This window comes from Nocardiopsis listeri (assembly GCF_020741345.1).
Taxonomy (GTDB): Bacteria; Actinomycetota; Actinomycetes; order Streptosporangiales; family Streptosporangiaceae; genus Nocardiopsis; species Nocardiopsis listeri_A.
This window is the reverse complement of the sequence record NZ_DYZD01000105.1, coordinates 1-2,598: the sequence shown is the minus strand read 5'-3', so window position 1 is coordinate 2,598 and position 2,598 is coordinate 1. Positions and strand designations below refer to the sequence as shown.

The window sequence follows — 2,598 nt, the reverse complement described above, 5'->3', positions numbered from 1 at the left end:
CGTTTCCGTGGCCAACGCGTCGAGCTCGTCGAAGGCGTAGGCCGATTCGGCGTGCAACTCGTGATCGAGGCCGTTGGTCTCGACCTCCTCGGGGAGACGGAACCCGATGATGAGGTCGATCACCTTCGCGATGACCCAGGTGACGACGAAGGTGTAGATCGTGACGCCGAGGACCGAGATGGTCTGGGCGACCAGGAGGCCCGCGCCGCCACCGGTGAACAGACCGGCGTCACCGCCGCCGGGCACCGCCGAGGAGGCGAAGAACCCGAGGGCCAGGCAGCCGATCACGCCACCGACCATGTGGAGCCCGACCACGTCCAGGGCGTCGTCGTACTTGAACCGGAACTTGAGGCTGATGGCGTAGGCGCACACGGCACCGGACAGGGCGCCGACCAGGATCGCGCCGATCGGGGTGACGTTGGCCGCCGAGGGGGTGATCGCGACCAGACCGGCGATGGCTCCGGAGGCGAACCCGAGGGCGCTGACCCTGCCGTAGCGCAGGCGCTCGACGAGCATCCACGCGGCGGTGGCGGCGGCGGTGGCGACCTGGGTGTTGACCAGGGCCAGGGCGGCCTGTTCGTTGGCGGCGTAGGCGGAACCGCCATTGAAGCCGAACCAGCCGAACCACAGGAGCGCGACGCCCAGCAGGACGAACGGCAGGTTGTGCGGGCGAGTCGATTCCGAGCCGAAGCCCTTGCGGCGGCCCAGGACCAGGACCAGCGCGAGCGCCGCGGCACCGGCGTTGATGTGGACGGCGGTTCCGCCGGCGAAGTCGATGACCTCGGGCAGCCCGGTCCACTCGTGCATGCTCGCGACCCAACCGCCGCCCCAGACCCAGTGGGCGACGGGGAAGTAGACCAGCAGCGCCCACACCGGGGCGAAGAGCAACCAGGCGCCGAACTTGGCGCGGTCGGCGATGGCCCCGCTGATCAGCGCCACGGTGATGACCGCGAACATCAGCTGGAAGCCGGCGTCGACGAGCAGCGGGTATCCGCCCTCACCACCGGCGGCCGGCTCGACCTCGGTCATGATGTCGGTCAGGCCGACGTGGTCGAAGCCGCCGATGAACAGTTCCAGGGCTCCGTAGCCGGGAGCGTAGGTCAGCGAGTGCCCGATGAGCACCCACAGGACGCTGACGATCGCGATGCTGCTGAAACTCATGAGCATCATGTTGAGGACGCTCTTCGCCCGCGACATGCCTCCGTAGAAGAACGCCAGGCCCGGGGTCATGAGCATCACCAGCGCGGCGCTCATCAGCAGCCACGCGGTGTTACCGGTGTCGATCATTTGGTCGCCTCCATGGGATGGACGGGGGAGGTCGTCTTTCGACGAGGGCGCCGGTCGGCGAGCGCGTCTTCGGGCCCGTCTCGGATCACCACGGCGACAACCGTCCATCTTCGGTGTTTCCCACCGGAGCCCCATGCGTTGCGCGGGCGTAAAAGGACCGGGGACGGTGTTACGTATCCGTGAAGCGGAACGCGAAGAGGCCGGCGCACCCGCGGGTGCGCCGGCCTCTTCGGTGGGTTCGTGGGGCCGGGGACTCAGCCCAGGATCGCGTCCACGAAGACCTCGGGGTCGAAGGGCGCCAGGTCGTCGGGGCCCTCGCCCAACCCGACGAGTTTGACCGGGACGCCCAGCTCACGCTGGACCTGGACGATGATGCCGCCCTTGGCGGTGCCGTCGAGCTTGGTCAGGGCGATGCCGGTGACGTTCACGACCTCGGCGAACACCCGCGCCTGGCGCAGGCCGTTCTGTCCGGTGGTCGCGTCCAGGACGAGGAGGACCTCGTCGACCTGGGACTTCTTCTCCACCACTCGCTTGACCTTGCCGAGCTCGTCCATGAGGCCGGTCTTGGTGTGCAAACGTCCGGCCGTGTCGATGATGACGGTGTCGGCCCCGTCCTCGACCCCACGGGCGACCGCGTCGAAGGCGACACTGGCGGGGTCGGCGCCCTCCTCCTTGCGCACGACCGGGGCGCCCACCCGGGAACCCCAGGTCTGGAGCTGTTCGGCGGCGGCCGCGCGGAAGGTGTCGGCGGCGCCCAGGACCACGCTGCGACCGTCTCCGACCAGGACGCGGGCGAGCTTGCCGGTGGTGGTCGTCTTGCCGGTTCCGTTGACACCGACGACCATGACCACGGCCGGGCGGCCGCCGTGCGGCGCGGTGCGCACGACCCGGTCGGTGTCGGCGCCGATCTGTTCGAGGAGCTCGTCGCGGAGCAGGCCCCGCACCTCCTCGGTGTCACGGGTGCCGAGCACCTTGACCCGGGTGCGCAGGTTCTCCACGATCTGGGTGGCCGAAGTCACACCGATGTCGGCGGTGATCAGCGTGTCCTCGATCTCCTCCCAGGTGTCCTCGTCGAGGTTCTTGGCGGAGAGCAGGTTGAGCAGCCCCTGGCCGAGGGAGTTCTGGGAGCGGGCCAGTCGGGCCCGCAGGCGGACCATGCGTCCCGCCGACGGGGGTGGGGTCTCGATCTCGGGTTCGGCGGGGGCGGCCGGGGCCTCGGGTTCGGCCTCCTCCGCCGGAGGCGCGTGGGCGGGGGGTGTGCGTACCGTCCCCTCGTCCCGTTCCCGATCCTCCTCCGGCGCGGGCGCCTTG

2 protein-coding genes are annotated in these 2,598 nt (G+C 69.9%); both read right to left on the bottom strand.

What is annotated here, in order from left to right:
* On the bottom strand, positions 1 to 1,287 hold a 1,287-nt coding region (locus K8V84_RS06350; RefSeq protein ID WP_304071660.1), incomplete at its 3' end, for an ammonium transporter.
* A gap of 254 nt (positions 1,288 to 1,541) precedes the next feature.
* The coding region (gene ftsY, locus K8V84_RS06345) for a signal recognition particle-docking protein FtsY (RefSeq protein WP_304071657.1) at positions 1,542 to 2,598 on the bottom strand (1,057 nt) is incomplete at its 5' end.